The sequence below is a fragment of the Enterobacter cloacae complex sp. 372C4 genome, assembly GCF_050030615.1.
In the GTDB taxonomy this organism is placed as follows: domain Bacteria; phylum Pseudomonadota; class Gammaproteobacteria; order Enterobacterales; family Enterobacteriaceae; genus Enterobacter; species Enterobacter intestinihominis.
Window position 1 is genome coordinate 4,558,457 of record NZ_JBLGUQ010000001.1, and the last position, 21,866, is coordinate 4,580,322.

Genomic DNA, 21,866 nt, shown 5'->3' on the forward strand with positions numbered 1-21,866 from the left:
TAATTACTCCGTTAAGTTGTTATCAGCGCCATCATCCTGCGATGACGCGGGGGTGTTGCCCGGCAGCTGGCAGGCGTTCGCCTGCGGCACCAGACTGATTTCGACACGGCGGTTCAGCGCCCGGCCTTCCGCCGTGTCGTTGGTGGCGACAGGTCGGCTTTCACCGTAGCCCTGCACCGCAAAACAGCTCTCCGGCACATCGCCGGTATCGCGCATCCAGTCGCGCACGGACTCCGCACGCTTCAGCGACAGGACCTGGTTGGACTGGTCATCCCCGGTGCTGTCGGTATGGCCCGCCACTACAATCAGCCAGCCGGGCTTCGCCTTGATCCCCACCAGTGAGTTCACCAGCAGCTTTGTTGAGGCGGGTTTAAGCGCCCACTTTCCGGTATCGAACAGCGACATGCTGTCGAGGCGGATGATTTTCGGTACCGGTTCCATGGCGGGAGCCGGTGGCGGCACATACGTGTCAATCGCCTTCTGTAACGCCAGCCACAGACGCTGACCAGGGTAATAGCCCAGCGCATACCTGAGCGGTTCCCCCTGCCGCTGCCAGCGCTCCAGCAGAAGGGCGTCCTGTTTCAGTGCGGCAAGTGACTGCGCCTTAGGCTCATAATGGTTCATGGGGATGGCATACCAGCGCTGCAGATTCATTCCCACCTGGCGGATCAGCGCCGCGTTATTCATGGCAGAAAAACCAAGGGCAGCAAGAACGCAGGCCAGGACCCACACAATGAGACGGCGGGTGCGCTTCCCGCCCTGAACAGGTGCACAGTAAGGCTTGAGCAACGGTAGTACCGCATCAGGAAAACGACCGGATGCCTCCGCCATTTCGTCTGTCTGCGGCAGAAGCAGGTGTGTCAAGCGACAAAGCCAGAGTGCCCATAAAGACGTATTGCTGGCTGAAGCGCCGCCGCTTTTCAGAGCCACAGCAAACGGGTGGACCGGCGGAAATAACCGATCCTCTTTAGCCAGTTCATCCATAAGAAGGGTGCGCATAAAAGCAAAGCCTTCCCGCAGTACAGGCATCAGCGCCAGACGATTTGCCTGTTGCCAGTCGTCCGTAGCCTGTGGCGTCTCATCAACAGGGTAAACAACCGGTTTGTCACCATGGACAATAACCCACGGGGTTTCAGGGCCGGAAAACTCACCGCTCAGGATCACCGGCGGTGTGAATCCGGCGATCAGGCTCAGCTGTTTCATCTGCTGGCGCAACGCTTTCAGGGTCGCGCGCAGCACCGCTTCATCCTGGTGCCCGTCGGGGTGGGAAGCATACATAACGGCGATCTGTCCGGCCTGGCGCGGCTGCCGCTCCTGAATATCGCGCACGATATCAGTGAGCCAGCTGACGTCATTCACCCGCAGCCACCAGCCCTGCGCTGTTTTACGCAGAGCATGCTCCCCGAACAGGGCATCCAGTCTGTCTCCGCAGACAAGAACAACCGGACCCGCATCAGCAAGTACCGGCAGATCAAAACCAGACCCGCCATTGCCCTGAGCCTGGCTGAAACGGCTTTTTTGCCGGATCTGCCAGACGGCCAGCGCAACAATGCACAGCGTCATCACGCCTTTAAACAGCGTGCCTGCCGGAATGAAGCCCCACAAAAGCCATAAAAGCGTCGCGGCACCCGCCAGTACGTGGAATATCAGTGAAACCATGACCGATTTACGCATTAATGGGGCAACTCCGGTAACTGCGCGAACAGCAGAGCCTGGAGCCAGAGATGACCGCCCCACCATACGGCACCGGTAATTACCCCCGCCGCCACGATCCAGAACCAGACAGAGCGCAGCAGGCTGTAACGGTGTTTTCCGGTCCTGCGAACCACCAGGGAAAGGCCAGCATCAAGTGGCGGAACCCGCTCAGCAAGCGCTTTCATTGCCTCTTCACGCTGGGTCTGGCTGACAGACCCCATGCTGTACAACCCCTGGAATCCCAGCGCGAGCACTCGGTGATAGCAGGTCAGAACGGCCATGTTTGACGCTGGCTGGCGCAATACTTCCGCAATACGATCCCACAGGGCTTCACCGGCGTGCAGCGACCCGAAATAGCGCGCCTGTAGCGGCGCTTTTCGCCAGGCCACCTGGCCCGCATCAGCATCTGCCCCGTCATGCAGTTTTCTGCTCATCACCACTTCGTCAAGCAGCGCACACTGTGCATAAGAGATATGATCGATGCTGCTTTCATCATATCCTGCACGATCCAGCGCCTCGCGCACGCTTTCCACATGTTTGCAGCAGGTGTCGTACAGCACATTCCCGTCAGGCGTTGTTGCCCCCTGCTTAAGCAGGGCGACGGTGAGCCAAGTCTCCGCCATCAGGGCATCGATATCGGTTTCTTTTCTCATGATCGCAGTACCGCAAACAGTTCAAGTTCAAGCTGTCCCAGCAGGGCAGGCACATAGAACATACAGATCCCCTGCTCCAGCATGTCCCGTGCCGCAGCACTTTCCATGTCCAGCGCGAAGTACTGGTTATCCATCCGCACCGGTAACGCAGCAGGCACGCGATTCACGGCAATGAGTGGGATCCCCTGCAGCGCAACGGTGGAAATCGCATTCACATCATCCGGGGAACCCGCCTTGCATAATGCCGGGAATTTCTCCGCCACTTGCCAGGCCGGAACGTCAGACCGGACAGAGAGCCAGAGATCGGCTTCTTCACGCAGCCGAATGTCGTGCAGCGAGGCTTTCCAGGTCTGGGCGTCAGGACGGGACATCTCCAGCGCTATCACACGGGACGGCAGGCTGGCTTCCAGTAAACCGGCGATCAGTTCAAACAGCGGCGGAAACGTCATTTCAGGCCGGGCGTGGTCATAGCCAGGGATTGCGTCCAGATCGCTGTCCAGAGAAAACGTCAGCATACTGCCCGCAAGCCGCGCAAGCTCCGCCCACACCTGTTCCGGATGGCGAGCCGGAAAACGTTCAAACTCCACCAGCACCCTGGCATGAGAGTTAAGCGCATTGAGAAGCCAAAAAAGAGAAACATCCGCCACAGCAAAATCCGCCAGGCGCTCATTACTTTCCCGACGCATGGACATCAACCGTTGGCGGCGGGAGCGAAGCTGGCGGTTCAGCAACACCAGCCTTTCCCGCATCGTCGGGCTGGCAGAAAACAGGGCCATAGGCGGAATGAATGCCGGATCATGACGCCAGCTCCCCTGCCCGTCCCGGATCAGCCGTGCAACCGGACAGCACTGCCACGACGCGTTATCCTCATGCTCAAAACGGATCGCCAGATTAAAACGGGCAACGGCGACAGATTCCTCTTCGCTGCCAAACGCATCCTGAACATGAACCCACTCTTCACGGTAACGGAGCGGCCGATCGGCCACTGCCGTTTCCTGGAGCACGTTATTTAACCCGGACTGCATCAACGGCAGGGCAATCACCACCGTAACCGCGTCTGAATGCTGCGATAAATCCAGTTCACGCGGTTCCGGCGGCAGGTCGCTGACTACCGTATCCACCAGCGTGCCATCGGGCAGCCAGAGCCGCAGCTGTGTAATCTGAATCAGACCCGTACCCAGCAGCCTTTCATCAAATTCCACCTGCTCAACGCCCCACGCAAACGACGAGGAGAGCGCTGCCACGCCTGTGCTGCGAAACGTTTCCCATTCGGACTGTTGCTGGAACTGCTGAGGGGACAGCAACGCCCCCTCGTTCCACAGCGGACGATAAATTTTCATCCCTGCTACCGCCTTACGCTTTCGCTTTCGGCATCTGGCTCACCAGAGACAGGTTCACATCCATGCCTTCCACCTGGAAGTGCGGCACCGCAAACAGCTTCACGCGGAAGAAGCCCGGGTTGTCTTCGATATCTTCCACCACCACCTTCGCGTCACGCAGCGGATGAGATGCCTGCAACTCATCGCCCGGATCGGTCATTTCCGTCACCAGACTACGCACCCAGGTATTCAGCTCCAGCTCCAGCTGACGGCGGTCCTTGGTGGTGCCGATGTTCTCGCGCTGGATGAGCTTCAGATAGTGCGCAATACGCGACAGCAGGAAGATGTACGGCAGACGGGCATTGATGCGGCTGTTGGCCGTGGCATCTGCGGTGTCGTACAGCGCCGGTTTCTGCGCGGAGTTCGCCGAGAAGAAGCAGGCATAGTCGCGGTTTTTGTAATACGAGAGCGGAATAAAGCCGAGGTTGGCAAACTCAAACTCGCGGGTCTCCGGGATCATCACCTCAGACGGGATTTTCACCTGGTTGCCGGTACCCAAATCGTACAGATGAATAGGCAGATCTTTCACCGCCCCGCCCGCCTGCGGGCCACGGATCTGCACGCACCAGCCGTTATTGATGAAGCTCTTCACCATGTTTGACGCGAAGGAGAACGACGCGCTGGTCCACAGGTATTTCTCATGATCCGGGCCTTTCACCTGCTCAACGTAGTTAAAGCTGCGTACTGGTACGGTGTCCGGGCCATACGGCAGACGCCCCAGCACGCGCGGCATCACGAGGCCGATGTAGCGGGCGTCGTCGGTGTCGCGGAAAGATTTCCACTTGATGTACTCGGCGCGGTCGAAGTAGTTGCCGATATCCTTAATCGCAGCAACATCTTCCATAGAGTCTTTCAGGAAGAATTTCGGGCCGACAGAGCCAATAAACGGCATGTGTGCGGCGGCAGACACTTTCGAGATGTTGCGCAGCAGCGCCACATCCTGCGGGCTGGCGTCAAATTCATAGGATGAAATCACGGAACCAATCGGCTCGCCGCCCGGGGTGTCGTATTCGGCGGTATAGGTGTGCCAGTAGAGGCCGCTCTGGATCAGTTCCGGTGCATCCTCAAAATCCTGGCGCAGGTCGTCCTTGGAGACGTCCAGAATCTCGGTTTTCACATTCTGGCGGTAGTCGGTGTTGTCCACCAGCTGCTTCAGGCCGCGCCACAGGGACTCCACTTTCTGGAACGCCTGGTGATGCATTACGGCATCCAGCTGACGGCTAATCTGGAAATCCAGTTCGGCGATATGGTGGTCAATCAGCGTTTTGTCGAGCTTCTCCACGGGCTGACCGGATTTGCGGATGCAGTCCATAAACACCTGCATCGCCGCCGTCAGGCGTTCACCCGCCGGCGCGTCAGAAAGCGCGGCATCATCCAGAAACGCATTGATATCACCCAGGCTCGAGGCCGGAGTCAGGTTGATTTTTTCAAACAGGGAGGCGTAAACGCCCTCTTTTTCCAGTACGATGGTCTGCCCCTGCGCGGAGGCGGTTTCACTATTCACAGACATCAGCATATTCCCGGTTAATCCATTAAATTACACATGCCGCTTATTTCGGGGCCAGTGCACTCATTTCGTCGCGTAATTCCTGAGACAGCGCCGGGTCCTTAAGAATTTTCTCGAGTTCTTTTCTGAAAGTGGCGTTATCAAGAAGATTGGATTTGAGGTCGCGTAATAAATTACGCATGGCCAGCATGGCGCGGAGCTGGGGGATCTGGCGGGCAACCTGTTCAGGTTCGAAATCCTTAATATCGGAGAAATTCAGTTTTATACTTTCCTCCGAACCATCGACAGCCATGGTGTTAGGCACCGTCAGATTAACCTCCGGGTTAAATTCCGAAAGTACGCTATTAAAGTTATTTTTGTTGACGTTGATTTTCTTCCTTTCGGACAATGGACGATTCTCTTTTCCATTACTGAAATCACCGACGGTGAGAAGTTTAAGCGGCAGTTCGACTTTCTTCTGCGCGCCGCCTGTATGCAGCGCCAGCTTTAAATTTATGCGTGCCTTGGGCACCTCATTCTGAAATGAATCGGCCATAGCAGTCCCTTTCTTTGCAAGAAATACGAGTTAAGTGAGTGACGGGTCTTTACAAAACCATATTAGAGCAAAAGCCCATTCATGATCAACTTTTCAGATCAAAGATCTGCATATGGATTTTTCTTAAGAATTTTCCACTAATCACTAGTATTTATAAATTCCAGATATAAGTGGCACGCAGAAAGTATTAACCATTTATTCACAATAGGTTAGCAGGAACGTCTGCCTTGATAGAGAATATTGAATTCATTGCCACCTGTCGTTGAATAATTGATTTATATCAATGCTGATCTAAGTATCAGCTGCAAAATCGCAGAGACATATCATCTTATTCAATAAACCTCCTGAATATGGAAAAATCCTATATCGGACAAAAGTCAGGTTTTAAATAGCAGGAATTAAGCTATTACATGGAGGATGTATAAATGCTTGCACGCTTTTCAATAAACTGGAAAAGAGATGTCGCTCGAAGCATTCATCAAAAGAATAAATGATTTTTTATGAAAGGAATTTTGATAATAACTAGCCTGTAGGTACCATGAACCGTGTGTTCAGGCGCTTAAGCGATGTATAGCTATTTGCCAAAACCACTTAAGCGCCTTTCCTGTTTTTTTAATGCTTTTCAATATACATTGTACGACTGTACGCAACATCCTCTGGGTTATTTATCGGATACCCTTTAACCCAGGGCTTAATGAGGCGGCCATTGGTGTATTGATAAATAGGGGCTATCGGCGCTTTCTCGGCGAGGATCTTCTCGGCCATGTTGTAGTCTGCATTACGCGCTTTTTCAGTGGTTTCGAGCGTCGCCTGATGAATAATCTTATCGTAAGCAGGGTCGTTGAACCGTGAGATGTTGCCGGTGTGAGAGGACGTCAGCAGCGACAGGAATGTCGACGGCTCATTGTAATCCCCTACCCACGACGCACGGATCACGTCGAAATTCCCGGTATTGCGGCTGTCGATGTAGGTCTTCCATTCCTGATTCTGCAACTTAACGTCAACACCCAGATTTTTCTTCCACATAGATGCGACGGCAATGGCGATTTTCTGGTGGTTTTCAGACGTGTTGTACAGCAGCGTTAATTTCAGCGGGCGCTGGGGACCATAGCCTGCCGCCTGTAATAACGTTTTCGCCTGAGCATTTAGCTCCTGCTGCGACATCTGCTCAAATGGCGAGATTTCCGGTGTAAAACCGGCAGTGACATCGGGAGTGAAATGCCAGGCCGGTTTCTCACCGGTTCCCAGGACTTTTTCAGCCATAATACGTCTGTCGATAGTCATGCTGAGCGCCAGACGTACGCGGGCATCCGCAGTTGGGCCTTTTTGTGTGTTAAACGCGTAGTAATAGGTCCCAAGCTGTGGCGGTGTATAAACCTGTCCCGGAATATCTTTAAGCAGCTTCTGGTACATGTTTTTCGGAAATGATTCCGTAATATCGATATCGCCCGCCAGGTAGCGTTTGGTCGCTGAGGACTCCTGGTTGATTGGCACAAAGGTGACTTTTTTAAGCACCGTGTTGGCGTTATCCCAGTAGTGAGTATTCGGCTCAACCACCAGTTTTTCATTCACCACGCGATCTTTCAGCACATACGCACCGTTGCCGATGAGCGCGCCAGGGCGCGTCCATTCTTTACCGCTTTCCACGTTTGCCCTTTGAACAGGATAGAACGCAAAGCTAGCCGTGAGATTGCTGAACCATGGCAGCGGTTTATCCAGCTGCACGCGCAGCGTTTTAGCATCGACTGCCGTCACGCCGAGCGTTTCCGGTGTAGCTTTACCATCGATAATGGCCTGCGCATTATTAATACCCGCCAGCGCTGCAAACCAGGCGAAAGGTGACGTAGTTTTAGGATCAACCAGACGACGCCAGCTGTAGACAAAATCTTGTGCCGTCACAGGGGTACCGTCAGACCACTTCGCGTTATCCCGCAACGTAAACGTCCAGACACGGTTATCGTTGCTCTGCCAGCGCGTCGCCACGCCGGGAACCAGCTCCCCTTTTTCATTCTGATTCACCAGCCCTTCATAAAGGTCGCGGATCACCTGTATCTCGGGTAAACCCACCGCTTTTGCCGGATCGAGCGAGGCGGGTTCATCTTTAATGTGTCGAACCAGCTCCTGCTTTTGCGCCAGCACCGTTCCCCTGGGAACCTCCGCGGCATATGAAAGTGAAGAAAACCCGCACAGCCACAGCGCAGTACAAAGAAGCGAAACAGGATGCTTCATACGATCCCCTTAATGATGTCAGGTAACAGGCAGATGCGTAATTATTTGTTTCGAAACGGAGAAATGCAAATGCTTCCTCAGGAAAGTTGATGTCAGGCAATTTTACACACAGACGGAAACCATTTGATTAAGCGCGGGTTTTGCACAACACTGCCAGAAGCGACTTCATCATCAGGGTTTATTATGGCAACCACCCGACCAAGAACGGAACGCGGCGCCTTCCCGCCCGGGACTGAACATTATGGCCGCTCATTTTTAGGCGCCCCACTGATCTGGTTTCCGGCTCCCGAGCCCGATCGCACTAGCGGCTTAATCATTGCGGGCACACATGGCGATGAAAACTCGTCCATCGTGACGCTTTCGTGCGCGCTACGTACGCTGGCCCCCGATTTACGACGACATCATGTGATTTTGACCGTCAACCCGGACGGATGCCAGCTTGGATTACGGGCGAATGCACGAGGCGTTGACCTTAACAGGAACTTTCCGGCAGCAAACTGGCGTGCCGGTGAAACGGTGTATCGCTGGAACAGTTCGGCGCAGGAACGAGATGTGGTCCTGCTTACGGGAGAAAAACCGGGTTCCGAGCCCGAAACCCAGGCGCTGTGTCAGCTTATTCATAAGATCCACCCGGCCTGGGTTGTCTCTTTCCACGATCCCCTCGCCTGTATTGAAGATCCTCGTCATACAGCGCTCGGGCAGTGGCTGGCGGATGCGTTTGCTCTACCTCTGGTAACCAGCGTCGGGTATGAAACGCCCGGGTCGTTTGGCAGCTGGTGCGCGGACCTCAGTCTTCACTGTATCACCGCAGAGTTTCCGCCTATTTCCTCGGATGAAGCGAGTGAAAAATACCTCAGAGCGATGACAGATCTTCTGCGCTGGCAGCCTCAAAGATGAAGTACGCCGGAGGTAAAACTCAGGGCGGGTGAAACGTCAACCGCCAGCCAGGTTGGGCCATCCAGATCGGCAAAACGCACGCTGTTCACCAGCGGGAGTGCAGCACCGATCGCTCTGGACGTGCACAACATACAGCCCAGCATCAGGGAAAAGCCTTGCGCCTGGGCATCTTGTGCCAGTGCCAGGGCCTCGGTTAACCCACCCGTTTTATCCAGCTTGATGTTCACCATCTCGTAGCGGCCCTTGAGGGCTGACAGGCTCTCACGGGTATGACAGCTTTCGTCTGCACAGACGGGAAGCGGATGAATAAAATTCGCCAGCGCGGCATCGTCTTCTGCCGGGAGAGGCTGCTCCAGCATGGCAACGCCCAGATCGGCAAGCAGCTGACAACGGGCTGCCAGCCCTTCGCTGTGCCATGATTCGTTCGCATCGACGATAAGGGTGGCATCAGGTACCGCCGCACGAATGGCGACCATGCGTTCGCTAATCAGACGATCGTCGAGCTTCACCTTTAATAAGGTTGCACCGGTTGCATATAGCGCCTGGGCGCTGGCCGCCATTTGCTCTGGTTCACCGATGACCACCGTTTGCGCGGTGACGATCGATTGCGGCAGCGTAACGTCCAGCAGCGCAGGTAGCGGTTTTTGTTGTTTCGCCGCTTCCAGACTCCAGAGTGCGCAGTCAATCGCGTTACGTGCCGCGCCGGCCGGCAACCTCTGCTGAAGAGCCTCACGCTTCAGGCCCGCCTGCAACTCGGGCACCACCGTCATAATTTGCGCCATGACTGACGCCAGGCTTTCTCCGTAGCGAGGATAAGGGGTACATTCCCCGACGCCTTTTACGCCGTCCTCTTCACATTCAACCACGACCACGCAGGCCTCATTACGGCTGCCGCGCGAGATCACAAACGGGGTGTGCAATGGCCAGGCTTCTTCATAGACCTTAACGCTTCTCATCACTGACTCCTTGCAGGCCGGAAAGGCAGAAAATTGGTTTGCCGTGCTAACTGCGGATGACATACACTAGCCACGACGTTAACTATTTGTAAACAGGAAGATATCTATGTCACAACTCGTTCATTTCCAGGGCAACCCGGTTGCTGTTGCAGGTTCCATCCCACAGTCTGGCAGCAAAGCACAGCCTTTTACTCTGGTGGCTAAAGATCTGTCTGACGTCACGCTGAGCCAGTTTGCTGGCAAACGTAAAGTCCTGAACATTTTCCCAAGCATCGATACTGGCGTTTGTGCTGCATCAGTGCGTAAATTCAACCAGCTGGCGACCGAAATGGACAACACCGTAGTGCTGTGCATTTCTGCTGACCTGCCGTTTGCCCAGTCCCGCTTCTGCGGCGCTGAAGGCCTGAGCAACGTCATCACCCTTTCCACTCTGCGCAGCCCGGATTTCCTGGAAAAATACGGTGTTGCCATTTCCGAAGGCGCGCTGAAGGGTCTGGCTGCTCGTGCGGTGCTGGTGATCGACGAAAACGACAACGTTGTTTTCAGTGAGCTGGTTAACGAAATCACTACCGAACCGGATTACACCGCTGCACTTGAGGCACTTAAAGCCTAAACGTAAAAAAGCCTCTGCAAAGAGGCTTTTTTATTTATTCGTCACCCTTCTTCTGATTTAACCCATACTCGCGCAGCTTATTCGCAATCGCGGTATGTGACACCCCAAGACGTTTAGCCAGCTTGCGCGTGCTCGGATAGCTGCGATAAAGCTGTGTTAACACCGAACGCTCGAAACGACTGGTGATGTCATCCAGCGAGCCTTCCATTGCCTCTTCGCCTACCGAGACCGTCCCGGCATCGTAATCCGGCAACAGAATATCCTGAGGACGCAGTTCATACCCTTCAAGCTGAGTTAATGCGCGATAGACCGCATTTTTTAGCTGACGAATATTGCCCGGCCAGCCGTAACGCGTCAGCACGGTACCCAGGTCGGCAGAGAGCTTCGGACGCGGCACGCCCTGCTCGTCGGCAAAACGGGCGACGAACAGTTCCGTCAACGGCATGATGTCCTGCGGGCAATCGCGCAGCGGCGGAATATTGAGCGTCAGAACGTTGAGACGATAGTAGAGATCTTCGCGGAATACCCCTTTCTGCACCAGCTCCACCAGGTTTTTCTGGGTGGCGCAGATGACGCGTACATCCACGTGCACTTCATGATCTTCCCCCACGCGGCGGAACGTGCCGTCATTGAGAAAACGCAGCAGTTTCGCCTGCATGCGTGGCGACATTTCACCAATCTCGTCCAGCAACACCGAGCCGCCATTCGCCTGTTCAAAGAAGCCTTTTTTGCCTTCCGGCGCATGCCCGAACAGTTCACTTTCCACCGCATCTTCAGGAATAGACGCGCAGTTCAGCGCCAGATACGGTTTTGCCGCACGCGGGCTGGCCATATGCACAGCATGCGCCAGCAGATCTTTCCCCGTACCGGTATCCCCGGTAATCAGCAGCGGTGCCGTAAGATTTGCCAGCTTACGCGCCTGGTCGAGCACGTGACGCATCTTCGGGCTCACCGCAATAATCTGGCTGAATGCGCCGACGTCCTGGCTGGAAAGGTTCTGTAACTGGCGTCCCATGCGCACCGTGGAGCGCAGCATGATTACCGCGCCGGTGAGCACTCGCGCGGCATTTTCCCCTTTCAGGTAGACCGGCGTGATCTCCATCAGGAAATTCTGTCCATTGATGACGACGTGCTCGCTATGGGTATTTTGCGGGTTGCTGTCCAGCCAGCGCTGGAAATTAAAACCTGGGATCAATTGCGTGGCGTGATGACCGATAAGCTTTTCCTGAGTCTGCGCAAACAGCTGGCAACTGGCCTGGTTAACGCGCTCGACTTTGTTTTTCAGATCGAGAGAGAGAAACGGCTCCGGCATTGCTTCCAGCAGTGCGCTCAGCGCAAGGTGTTCCCGCTCGGATGGCATCCAGGGGATGGTGCGTACATCCGTAACGCCAGCGATACGGCGGATTTCGGCCATCAGGCTACTGAAGGTATTAAATTCAATTTCGGCAAAATTGAGGTAAATTCGCCCGACAGGGTCGATCTCTATGCCACGTAAATCAATGCTACGTAAAACAAGAAGATCGAGTAACTCGCGGGTCAGACCGAGACGGTCCTCACAAAAGACTTCCAGACGCATGGGAAATTCACCGTTTAAGCCAATAACAGTAAAATGATATGTCAGATCACGGTATTCGGGAAGGTGGCTGTCAACAAATATTGACAGCCCGCACGATTAGTAAACAAAACCTCACTGAGCAGGTTTTTTATTGAGCGTCTCTTTAAGCTGACCAATCAATTCGCGACGGAAATCCCCCAGCCGCGGCTTGTCGCCATCGATCCAGGGGAGTGGACGACAAACCTCCATCGCTTTGATTCCTAAGCGTGCCGTCAGCAGACCGGCACCAATCCCCTGCGCCGCCCGGGCAGAGAGACGCGCCGCAAGATCCTGCGACATCCAGTCCATCCCGACCTCCCGCACCAGTTCGCTTGCCCCGGCGAAGGCGATATTCAGCAACACCAGTTTGAACAGGCGCAGTCGGCTGTAATAGCCAAGCTCAATGCCATACAGCCTGGCGATGCGGTTGATCAGGCGCAGGTTGCGCCAGGCGATAAAGGCCATGTCCACCATCGCCAGCGGACTGACGGCAATCATCAGGGTGGATTCCGCCGCCGAGCGGCTGATCTCACGACGAGCCTGCGCATCCAGTACCGGCTGAACAATGTGCGCATAGAGCGTGACCACTTCCTGGTCATTCTGGGTTTCGTGGATCGCCGCATACCAGCGCTGAAGCGCCGGGTGAGAGTGATCTATCCCGGCCTGAGCCGCAAGCTTTTCACAAAAAGCACGCCCTTTTCCGGTGCCGTGGCTGTGCAGCAGATCCCGCGCTTCATCGCGTTCGTGCGCACGCTGACGCAGACGCCAGAGGCGACGCCACTCGGTCACGACCGAGCCGACGCCCGCACCAACGATCAACGCCCCGGCGGCGCATCCCCCCAGCGCTACCCAGTCCTGGGTTTGCCAGGCATTGACGCCCCACTGCGCGCCCTGACCAATTACGCTCACACCAAAAAGGGCTAACCCGGCGGTCACCATCTTACGCCACAGGCTGCGTTTCGGGCGCAGTGCCGCATCAACGACCGCTTCCGCCTGCCCCTCTTCAACCAACGGCTCCTCTGCCAGCACGGGAGCAAAGTTGTCGGCCTGCGGACCGCTGAAGGTTTGCGCTGTTTTAAACGCCTCATGCGGGGACTGCTCAAGCTGGCCGGTAAAATCAATGCGGGGCTTTAACGGTTCCGTCATCGTAATTTATCTCCAATTAAAAACTCCAGCGCGGCATCCAGACGGATATGCGGCAATGGCTGGTCAACGTTCATGCTCTGCGGACGGAAGTCTTCGAACTGAAAACCCTGGCTTTGCCAGAAAGCCTGGCCCGGCAGACGTGGGGGAACTTCGCCCGGATAGACCGTGAGCGGCTCACCGTCGCTGAGTCGGTTGCCCCGCAGGGCCGGAATTTTCTCGCCATTCACGTCAATCAACCCACTCTGTGTAGCCTGTACGGACGCCAGACCCAGACAATCCATACTAATCCCTTCGAACGCCGCGTTCTGCCAGGCATCCTGCACCAGCTGTTGCAGCAGGGATACCATGTTGGCGTGCTGATCGACCGTCACATGATCAGCTTTTGTGGCGGCAAACAGCAGCTTGTCGATGACCGGCGAGAATAAACGGCGAAACAGCGTACGCTGGCCATAATGAAAACTATGCATCAGCTGCGTCAGCGCCAGCCGCATATCATTGAACGCCTGCGGCCCGCTGTTGAGGGGTTGCAGGCAGTCCACCAGCACGATCTGGCGGTCAAAGTGTAAAAAATGATTTTTATAAAAACCCTTAACCACCTTCTCACAGTAATAATTGTATCGCTCGCGGAGCATACCGGCGTTAGTGGTCTTGTCTGCCTGTGCCAGCTTCGATTCGCCGATGCGGTCAACGTCCGGCCACGGGAAAAACTGTAGCGCGGGAGCACCGGCTAGATCTCCCGGCAGAACAAAACGGCCAGGCTGAATAAAATGCAGCCCTTCCTGCTTGCACTGATGCAGGTAATCCGTCCAGGCCTGGGCTATGACGGCCAGACGGTTTTCATCCGCCGGCGCCAGCGGATCCAGCCCTTCACAAAGCTGGCGCCATTTGGTCGACCACTCTGCCCGCTGCCCCTGCAACAGACCGGTCATCTGTCGGGACCAGCTCAGGTAATCCTGCGCCAGCATCGGTAAATCGAGCAGCCATTCTCCCGGATAATCCACAATTTCGAGATACAGCGTGGACGTTTCTTTGAAGTGACGCATCAGGGATTCATTCGAGCGAAAACGAAGCGCAAGGCGAATTTCGCTCACGCCACGCGTCGGGGTGGGCCAGGCGGGAGGCTCCCCGTATAACTGTGCCAGACCTTCATCATAGGTGAAACGGGGGATGCCAAAATCACGTTGCGGTACGCGTTTTACGCCTAACAATCGCTCCTCGCGCACCGCGCTAAGCAGTGGCAGGCGCGCCCCAGCATGCAGGTTCAACAGCTGATTGACCATCGCCGTAATGAATGCCGTCTTACCGCTGCGGCTCAGCCCGGTAACGGCAAGACGCAGATGGCGATCAACGCCACGGTTCACCAGAGAATTGAATTCGTTTTTAAGTCGCTTCATCGCCGTCCTTCATTGTCTGGAACCCTGAACAAAGTCACTTCAGAATACAGTAAATTGGGGCAGATCGTTGATTATCAATTCTTAATTATTGCTATTGCCGTTTTCTCTCCAGTAAGATGGACGCAATTGCTGTCCGTCTGGAGTGAGTAAGGTGTATGTCACCCACCATCTATGATATTGCCCGCGTTGCTGGCGTTTCGAAATCAACCGTGTCACGCGTTCTGAATAAACAAACGAATATTTCTCCTGAAGCGCGTGAAAAGGTGTTGAAGGCGATAGATGAGTTAAATTACCAACCTAATAAACTTGCCCGCGCACTCACCTCTTCTGGCTTCGACGCCATTATGGTTATTTCGACCCGCTCAACCAAGACCACTGCAGGAAATCCCTTTTTCTCAGATGTACTGCATGCCATTACGGCAAAAGCAGAAGAAGAAGGTTTTGATGTTATTTTACAAACGTCCAAAAGCAGTGAAGATGATCTGCAAAAATGCGTGGGTAAAATAAAGCAGAAGATGATCAAAGGCATCATCATGCTAAGCTCGCCGGCGAACGAGTCGTTTTTCTCGACGCTGGATGAATACGGTGTGCCCGTGGTCGTCATTGGTAAAGTGGAAGGAAATTACCAGAATATCTATTCTGTCGACACGGATAATTTCCGCGACAGCGCCATATTAACAGACTCGTTTATCACGCATGGCCGCACCAAAATTGCCTGCCTGCATGCCCCGCTCGATTATCACGTCTCTATCGATCGCCTGGCGGGTTATAAATTCAGCCTTGAGAAACACGGCATCGAAATTAACCCGACCTGGGTTATCGATGGCGGCTATACCCATGAAAGCGCGCTTCAGGCGGCCTGCCAGCTACTCTCCTCAGACAACCCGCCCGATGCGGTTTTTGCGACTGACAGCATGAAATTGCTGAGTCTTTATCGTGCCGCGGATGCGCTAAATCTGGCGATCCCGGAACAGGTCGCAATGGCAGGATACAGCGACCCGATGCTATCTCTCATTTTAACCCCTGCACCAGGCGGCTTTGATATCCCCACGAAAAAGCTGGGCGAAGAGAGCTGCGATTTGTTGTTCAGGTGCATTGCGGATAAACCTGCGCCGCATAAGGTATTGGTTGAAACACATTTTTCAGATGCAGCTTCGTTACGCTAAAAACCAGGGGCAAACGCCCCTGGTATAACGTCATCAGAACGCGTAATTGACGCCGACACCCGCATAGTGGAAGCGGTCGCTCTCGCCTTCTTCATGATTTTCCCATTCGTAGGCATACTCGAGCGTCATTGAAAGGCCATTCGCAAAGTCATAAGCATAGAGCAGACCCAGTCGGTTGAAGTCATGCCCTTCACGAGTTGGATCGTCCTGCCAGTCCCAGTTTGACCAGCGATCGAGCCCCAGACGGGTGTAAGGTGTAAGCGTTGTCTGGCCTAATGAAACAGGCAGGTAGGCACGAATCTCCTGGGTGGAGAATTCACCGTTATTACGTGAACTGTCCATATTGAAGCCACGCTCTAAATAGTAGTTAACTTTTGCAGAGACGGTTTCGTTTGTTGTCCAGGTAAATCCGGTTTCCGTTTCGACGCGGCTGTCAGAATAACCGGTTTTTCCCAGGTCATTCGCAAACTGGTACATGGCAAACCAACCGCCAAAACGCCAGTCATCTGTTAATTTCACATCCCAGTCAGGCTGAATTTTATAGCGCTGCATATTAGCACTACCGTCTTTCGCACCGTGCTCATCTTTAAAATGATATCCATAATTACGGAATCCGCCCGTAAGACCCAGCGTAAAATCCTCTGTGCCAATGAAGCGATACCGTAATTCAAATTCAGGACGATCGAAATAGGTGCCGCGCGTCATGCTGCTGTAATCAACCGGGCCTTCCTGATACATCGCCAGTGAAATTGTCCACGCATCATACGTGGCGTTAAACCACACGGAAGGTTCATATAAACCATCTTTATCGTCGCCCTGACCTTCGACGTTTTCAATTTCATACATGGCACCAATATTAAATTCCCACTGTTTGGTTGACTCTGTTGCTTGCGCGCAGCTTACCCCTGCGCACAGAACGAGCGCAGCACTTCTTAGTAGAGTACTCATTAAAATATTCCTTTATAATTAACATACAAAAAAACCGGAAACTTTCATTTCCGGCGAATACCTTTCTTATCTAATAGCTGCTTCAGTATCAGCATCGAAGAAATGGCACTTACTCATATCGAACTGGATGCCGATATTATCTCCTGCAACGTAATCATCCGCCGCTCCCGCACGGACAACCAGTTCATGCCCGCCCACGTTGGCATAAAGCATAAATTCTGCCCCAGTCAGCTCAGCGACGCTGATCTTCGCCGCGATGTTTTCACCGCTGCGCTGTAGCGTGAGAATGTCTTCCGGACGGATCCCAAAGACGACCGCTTTGCGCTGGTAACCTTGCGCATTCAGTACGGCCAGCTTCTCCTCCGGGATCTCCAGACGCAGCGTTTCCGTCACGAAGTATTGGTCGTCGATCGCGCCACGAATGAAGTTCATCGCAGGTGAACCAATAAAGCCTGCAACGAACATATTCGCCGGCTCGTTGTAAACCTGCTTCGGCGCGCCCACCTGCTGGATGATGCCGTCTTTTAAAATCACGATGCGGGTCGCCATGGTCATGGCTTCCGTCTGATCGTGCGTCACGTAAATCATGGTGGTATTGAGCTTCTGGTGCAGCTTGCTGATTTCAGCGCGCATCTGCACACGAAGCTTGGCATCAAGGTTTGACAGCGGTTCATCCATCAGGAAAACCCCGGCTTCACGCACTATCGCCCTGCCTAACGCCACGCGCTGACGCTGACCACCTGACAATGCGCCAGGTTTACGCTGGAGATAGTCGCGTAAACCCAGGATCTGGGCCGCCCAGCTAACACGTTCTTCGATGATGGAAGGTGCTATTTTTTGCATCTTCAGACCAAACGCCATGTTGTCGTAGACCGTCATATGCGGATAGAGCGCATAGTTCTGGAAGACCATTGCGATATCACGGGACTTGGCGGGAACATCATTCATACAAACCCCGTCAATAATCAGTTCACCTGCGCTGATCTCCTCAAGGCCGGCAATCATTCGCAGCGTCGTGGATTTCCCACAGCCCGATGGACCGACGAAGACGATAAATTCTTTATCTTCAATCTCGAGATTGAAATCCTTAACCACGTGGACCTGGTTATCATAGATTTTCTGAATGTGTTTCAGAGACAGTTGAGCCATTATTAATTCCTTATCAATACGCCCGGGATGCCCAGAACGCCGTCAGGCGTTCCCAGGTCAGTTCCTGCGTTGAATGAAGTTGTAATCCCGCATGGTTCAGGCCAGGCCCAATCCCGACCGACAGCATTCCTGCGGCGTTGATCGCATCTACCCCTGCGGCGGCATCTTCGATACCAATGGCCTCTTCAGGACGCACGTTCAGTCCTTTACAGGCTGCAAGGAAGATCTCCGGGTCCGGCTTTGAGCGGCAAATCCGCGAAGCATCGGCGCAAAAATCGAAAGCCTGATGAATACCCAATGCGTGCAAAATCCCAGGGGCATTAAGCGATACGGATGCCAGCCCAATTTTGACCTTCGCGGCGCGAATATCCGCTAGCACATCGCGAATACCCGGGAGCAGCGAATCCTGCGTCAGTGATGCCAGCGACTGGACGTAAAGCGCGTTTTTTTTCGTTGCCAGCGCCAGGCGCTGCTCGTCACTGAACATCCCCTCTTTCCGCCATGTTTCAGAATGCGCTGGAGGGAGTCCATACGGCTTATTCCCTTCAGCTGTTCGTTAAATACTTCATCGAAGGTAATACCAATCTCCTCCGCCACGGCGCGCCAGGCCAGAAAGTGAAGATGCGCGGTATCGGTGATCACCCCGTCCAGATCGAATACAACAGCGTTAAGCGTCATGGCGCCCCTCCGTGGTAGCGGTCCCATTAACAGGTGCAAGAAAGTCCTTATGCGCGCAGACTTTTCGCCCTGATACGTGCAGCGTTTTACCCCACAGCGTCAACGTGACAGGTGCGGTAGTCTCAATGGTTAACTGGTCATTTTCACAGGTAATGTGCATTGTTGCGTCCCGCCACCGCAGCGGGAAGGCGAGTTTCTGCCAGTGAACAGGCAGTTTCGGTGAAAGATGCAGCTCCCCTTCGCTAATGTGCAGGCCAGCAAACCCCTGAATAGCGCCCAACCAGATCGCACCGGTGGCGGCGGCATGAATACCGTCATCACTGCTGTGTGGGTCGTCCCCCAGGTCGATGGCGATACCGTCACGCCAGAAGGCATACGCCCCCTCGGTGTCACCGCAGCGTGCGAGCACAATGCCGTGAATCGCTTTACTCAGGGATGAATCATGAATCGTGCGTGGCTCGTAGAACGCCAGATTGGCGGCACATTGCTGCGGCGTAAACCGTTCCGGCAGCAGGTAGTTAAGCATCACCACATCGGCCTGCTTCAGGATCTGCATCTCGTTCACTTCCGCGCGAGAGTAATCAAGCAGAATGGTTTGCTTACCCGCTTTGGCTTTATAGCGGCTCAGATCGATGGCAGGTTTTGCCATGAAGGTATCATCCTGCGGGATCACACCGTCTGCGTCGGCCTCTGGCAGCCACAGGCGCGCCAGGAACTTCCCGGCATTCTCCGTAAAACGCGCATCTTCACGGCCAAACATCGCCATAAACTGACGCGCGCAGGCAACGTTGTGCCAGGCCAGATAGTTGGTGTAGGCGTTGTTGTTGACATGCTCGGTGTATTCATCCGGTCCGATCACGTCATGGATCTCAAGACGACCATTGATTTCCGTCGCGCGTCCCATCCAGAACGAAGCGGTTTCCATCAGTAGCGTCAGTCCCTCATTTTGCATAAAGGCATCGTCGTGTGTCGCCTGCCAGTAAGCGACCACGGCCCAGGCGATATCAGCTACGATGTGATGTTCAGCGAGTGCGGAAGCCACCTTCTGGCGAACCCCGGTGCGGATGTTAATGGCCGCGAATTCTGGCGTCTCTTCCTGTCCGCTGGCCGCACTTTCCCACGGGAACAATGCACCCGGCCAACCGTTACGGCGCGCTTTTTCCCGTGCGCCTGCCAGATTAAGCCAACGATAGCGTAGCAGGCTGCGGGCAATCTGCGGGCGGGTAAACAGATGGAACGGCAGCAGGAAAATTTCGGTATCCCAGAAGACGTGCCCCTTGTACCCCTCACCCGTCAGCCCTTTCGCCGCAATACTGCTTCGCTCATCATGAGCAGGCGTCATTGTCGTCAGATGCCAGACGGCGTAATCCAGCGCCAGCTGATCCTGTTGCTCTGTGGAAGTCACTTCCACACGTGCGTCGCGCCAGACATCTTTCCAGGCATACGCTGAGCTTTCAAGCAACGCCTCATAACCTCTTGCCGCACAGACTTTAAGATCGGCCAGCGCGTTGCGCGCGAATGACTCCTGCGACAGCGCTTTCTCGCTACGATGAGCCACCCAGACGATCTTCTCAAGAGTGACAGTGTCACCCCGAGCAATCGTCAGCGAATGATGCACGCTGAGACGGCGGTTTTTGGCGGTGAAACAGCTGTCGCTTTTCGTCGAGAGCTGGCAATACGCCGAAACCACAACCTCAGATGCACGGTCCTGCGTTTCATACACGCCCTGCATGTAGTGCTGGTCAAAGATCCTGACCGAGATTTCATCCAGATGCTGTCTGCCGCTGTTCGTTTGTGTCGCATCTATGCCGGTTTTCAGCACGGCCTGAGCGTCGCCATCAAGCGGTGTGATCGAGAACTGCATTGCCACTAAGGGCAACTGGTCCAGCGAAACAAAACGACGGCTCTCCAGCCGATAACGTTTCCCGTCGGGTGCACGCCAGACAACGTTGCGATGCAGTTCGCCGTTAGCAAAGGCCAGCTCGCGCTGCCATTCAAGAATTTCGCCTGACAGGAGCGTGAAATTGACGCCATCAAGCTCAACATCAATACCGGTGATATCCGGCAGATTGACCAGCTCAGTAGTCTCGTTGCGACCCGCGCAATGATAAAGCCCCGCGAGATACATGCCTCTGGTCTGCTGGGTGTAATCTTCTTCATGCGTAGCGCGAATGCCCATGTATCCATTCCCGCATGTCATGACAGAGGCATATTTGTTCAGGCTGTGAGGACAAAAGCCCGGATCGTTTAATACAGACACGTTCAGCATAATGTCACGCTTTCCCCTGTTTCTGCTGATTCATAAAGCGCGGCAACAAGCTGTTGTATAACCAGACCCTGTTCTGCGTCAGCGATCATAACGTGCTCTCCCAGCACATGACGCACGAAGGCATCCATACTGCGCAGATGGCGCTGATCGTCCGCCTCTTCACGATGGAAAAGGGTTTCTAAAACACCGGCTTCGTCGTTATAGATATGCGCCGGGAACAGCGTTGCGCCTGCCTTTTCACCGCAGAAAGAGACGTTCATGATGGACTGCTCGCGGATGTTAAGCGCAAAGGAGGTGTCCAGACGCAGAACGCCGCCGTTGCAGAATTCAATCGTGCCAAACAGGGCATCTTCCACGGTAAACTGCGTAGGATCCCATTCGCCAAACTGACCGTTGTGTTTCCGGTTCCCCAGTCTCTGGAAGCTGTGCGCGGTTACCCGCTTCACAGCCGGGAAGCCCAACACGTACATCGCAGCATCCAGCATATGAATGCCGATATCGATAAGCGGCCCGCCACCCTGGAGCGATTTATTGGTGAAAACGCCCCACCCCGGCACACCGCAGCGACGCAGCGCCTGCGCGGAAGTGAAGTAAATTTCACCGAGTGTGCCGTTCATTACCGCATCGCGCAGGAGCTGGGTGTCCAGGGCAAAGCGATGATGAAAATCATACGCAAGGACTTTTCCTGTCTTGCGCGCCGCGATGCGCATCTGGTCGGCCTGTTCCGGCGTCATTGCCGGCGGCTTTTCACACATCACATGGCAACCCGCTTCGAGAGCCGCCATCACATGTTCAAAATGGAATCGGTTAGGCGAACAGACGCTCACCACATCCGGTTTTACTTTCTGCAACATCTCGTGAGCGTCCTGCCATGCCGTTGGAATGGCATAACGTTCCGCGAACGCCTGTGCCTGCTCAAGGCGGCTGTCCATGACAGCCACCATTTGAACATCACTGCGCGTGGCGTAATACGAGGCATGCACTTTGTCTGCAACCTGCCCGGCGCCAATGATGGCGACGCGCAGAGGCAAAGGTGTAGAAGCACTCATCACGCTCGT

The 21,866-nt window shown here is 54.5% G+C and carries 17 protein-coding genes and 1 pseudogene; 3 read left to right on the forward strand and 15 right to left on the reverse strand.

Features of this window, described 5'->3' with window-relative positions:
- Positions 1–3 precede the first annotated feature (3 nt).
- From ACQG11_RS22135 to ACQG11_RS22160, 6 genes are all read right to left on the reverse strand, one after another.
- Positions 4–1,674 carry an OmpA family protein gene (locus ACQG11_RS22135; RefSeq protein WP_426728833.1) on the reverse strand — a complete coding sequence of 557 codons (1,671 nt, stop codon included), beginning with the start codon at positions 1,672–1,674 and terminating at the stop codon, positions 4–6.
- Positions 1,674–2,348 (reverse strand): type VI secretion system protein TssL, short form, encoded by a 675-nt coding sequence (tssL, locus tag ACQG11_RS22140; RefSeq protein WP_063150478.1) that lies wholly within the window; start codon positions 2,346–2,348, stop codon positions 1,674–1,676. Before tssL ends, ACQG11_RS22135 begins: the two co-directional genes overlap by 1 nt.
- A complete protein-coding gene (tssK, locus tag ACQG11_RS22145) occupies positions 2,345–3,688 on the reverse strand; it encodes a type VI secretion system baseplate subunit TssK (protein WP_063150479.1) in 1,344 nt (447 codons plus the stop codon). The genes tssL and tssK overlap by 4 nt, the downstream gene beginning before the upstream one ends.
- A 13-nt stretch (positions 3,689–3,701) precedes the next feature.
- A complete protein-coding gene (gene tssC, locus ACQG11_RS22150; RefSeq protein WP_426728834.1) occupies positions 3,702–5,243 on the reverse strand; it encodes a type VI secretion system contractile sheath large subunit in 1,542 nt (513 codons plus the stop codon).
- Between the two features lie 34 nt (positions 5,244–5,277).
- The gene (gene tssB / locus ACQG11_RS22155) at positions 5,278–5,769 is read right to left on the reverse strand and encodes a type VI secretion system contractile sheath small subunit (RefSeq protein WP_023300236.1); all 492 of its coding nucleotides are present in this window, start codon (positions 5,767–5,769) and stop codon (positions 5,278–5,280) included.
- 612 nt (positions 5,770–6,381) lie between these two features.
- A complete protein-coding gene (locus tag ACQG11_RS22160) occupies positions 6,382–7,998 on the reverse strand; it encodes a peptide ABC transporter substrate-binding protein (protein WP_426728835.1) in 1,617 nt (538 codons plus the stop codon).
- A gap of 183 nt (positions 7,999–8,181) precedes the next feature.
- Here ACQG11_RS22160 and mpaA point away from each other — a divergent pair, with 183 nt between their 5' ends.
- The gene (gene mpaA / locus ACQG11_RS22165) at positions 8,182–8,895 is read left to right on the forward strand and encodes a murein tripeptide amidase MpaA (RefSeq protein WP_022648287.1); all 714 of its coding nucleotides are present in this window, start codon (positions 8,182–8,184) and stop codon (positions 8,893–8,895) included.
- Here mpaA and ycjG read toward each other — a convergent pair.
- Positions 8,886–9,851, reverse strand: coding sequence for an L-Ala-D/L-Glu epimerase (gene ycjG / locus ACQG11_RS22170; RefSeq protein ID WP_252065584.1), 966 nt, complete (start codon positions 9,849–9,851; stop codon positions 8,886–8,888). The two genes, mpaA and ycjG, sit on opposite strands and share 10 nt — an antisense overlap.
- Before the next feature lie 106 nt (positions 9,852–9,957).
- Between ycjG and tpx the strand changes: the two genes are divergently transcribed.
- Positions 9,958–10,464: a thiol peroxidase gene (tpx, locus tag ACQG11_RS22175; RefSeq protein WP_003856889.1), complete on the forward strand. Its 507-nt coding sequence runs from the start codon at positions 9,958–9,960 to the stop codon at positions 10,462–10,464.
- Between the two features lie 34 nt (positions 10,465–10,498).
- Here the strand turns inward: tpx and tyrR are convergent, their stop codons facing one another.
- The 3 genes from tyrR to ACQG11_RS22190 all read right to left on the reverse strand — a co-directional run bounded on the left by tyrR (position 10,499) and on the right by ACQG11_RS22190 (position 14,598).
- Positions 10,499–12,040 (reverse strand): transcriptional regulator TyrR, encoded by a 1,542-nt coding sequence (tyrR, locus tag ACQG11_RS22180; RefSeq protein ID WP_023300239.1) that lies wholly within the window; start codon positions 12,038–12,040, stop codon positions 10,499–10,501.
- A gap of 111 nt (positions 12,041–12,151) precedes the next feature.
- Complete coding sequence (locus ACQG11_RS22185; protein WP_426728836.1) at positions 12,152–13,204, reverse strand: TIGR01620 family protein; 1,053 nt, start codon at positions 13,202–13,204, stop codon at positions 12,152–12,154.
- Positions 13,201–14,598 carry a YcjX family protein gene (locus ACQG11_RS22190; protein ID WP_426728837.1) on the reverse strand — a complete coding sequence of 466 codons (1,398 nt, stop codon included), beginning with the start codon at positions 14,596–14,598 and terminating at the stop codon, positions 13,201–13,203. The genes ACQG11_RS22185 and ACQG11_RS22190 overlap by 4 nt, the downstream gene beginning before the upstream one ends.
- A 155-nt stretch (positions 14,599–14,753) precedes the next feature.
- Between ACQG11_RS22190 and ACQG11_RS22195 the strand changes: the two genes are divergently transcribed.
- The gene (locus tag ACQG11_RS22195; protein ID WP_022648292.1) at positions 14,754–15,764 is read left to right on the forward strand and encodes a LacI family DNA-binding transcriptional regulator; all 1,011 of its coding nucleotides are present in this window, start codon (positions 14,754–14,756) and stop codon (positions 15,762–15,764) included.
- Between the two features lie 33 nt (positions 15,765–15,797).
- Here the strand turns inward: ACQG11_RS22195 and ACQG11_RS22200 are convergent, their stop codons facing one another.
- The 5 genes and pseudogenes from ACQG11_RS22200 to ACQG11_RS22220 all read right to left on the reverse strand — a co-directional run bounded on the left by ACQG11_RS22200 (position 15,798) and on the right by ACQG11_RS22220 (position 21,860).
- The gene (locus ACQG11_RS22200; protein WP_426728838.1) at positions 15,798–16,712 is read right to left on the reverse strand and encodes an OmpG family monomeric porin; all 915 of its coding nucleotides are present in this window, start codon (positions 16,710–16,712) and stop codon (positions 15,798–15,800) included.
- A 66-nt stretch (positions 16,713–16,778) separates the two neighbouring features.
- A complete protein-coding gene (locus ACQG11_RS22205; RefSeq protein WP_320684382.1) occupies positions 16,779–17,861 on the reverse strand; it encodes an ABC transporter ATP-binding protein in 1,083 nt (360 codons plus the stop codon).
- 2 nt (positions 17,862–17,863) lie between these two features.
- Positions 17,864–18,539, reverse strand: a pseudogene (gene pgmB, locus ACQG11_RS22210) (beta-phosphoglucomutase).
- Positions 18,529–20,808: a glycoside hydrolase family 65 protein gene (locus ACQG11_RS22215; RefSeq protein WP_426728839.1), complete on the reverse strand. Its 2,280-nt coding sequence runs from the start codon at positions 20,806–20,808 to the stop codon at positions 18,529–18,531. Before ACQG11_RS22215 ends, pgmB begins: the two are co-directional and overlap by 11 nt.
- Positions 20,802–21,860, reverse strand: a complete 1,059-nt coding sequence (locus ACQG11_RS22220) for a Gfo/Idh/MocA family protein (RefSeq protein WP_426728840.1) — start codon at positions 21,858–21,860, stop codon at positions 20,802–20,804. Before ACQG11_RS22220 ends, ACQG11_RS22215 begins: the two co-directional genes overlap by 7 nt.
- Positions 21,861–21,866 lie beyond the last annotated feature (6 nt).